The sequence below is a fragment of the Bradyrhizobium sp. CCBAU 11386 genome (assembly GCF_028128955.1).
Lineage (GTDB): Bacteria > Pseudomonadota > Alphaproteobacteria > Rhizobiales > Xanthobacteraceae > Bradyrhizobium.
Map to the genome: position 1 here is coordinate 1 of NZ_LBKA01000046.1, position 256 is coordinate 256.

Annotated in this window: 1 protein-coding gene; it reads right to left on the reverse strand. The window is 64.1% G+C overall.

All coding sequences use genetic code 11. The annotated features are described in order from the left end of the window. Nucleotides 1–248, reverse strand: a 248-nt coding sequence (gene tnpA / locus XI09_RS46045; protein ID WP_442869550.1) for an IS66-like element accessory protein TnpA, incomplete at its 3' end; no start/stop codon positions are given. Nucleotides 249–256 lie beyond the last annotated feature (8 nt).

The following is a 256-nucleotide window of genomic DNA, read 5'->3' on the forward strand; positions in this document are numbered from 1 at the left end:
GTCGTCAATGGCACTTCGGCCACATCCCGCGGCCGCACAGACGGCCCAATCTCGACCGGCACGAACGGAGCTATACTCGTCTCACCGTGCTTGCAAAGCTCTTTGCGCCACCTGAACAGCTGGCTCACATGAAGGCCGGCCATGCGAGCCACCTCGGAAACAGTGGCTCCGGGCTCAAGCGATGCTGCAACCAGCCGTTCCTTCTCATCTCGCGGCCACCGCCGCCGCCGCTCGACCGATGTGATCACCTCTGCCC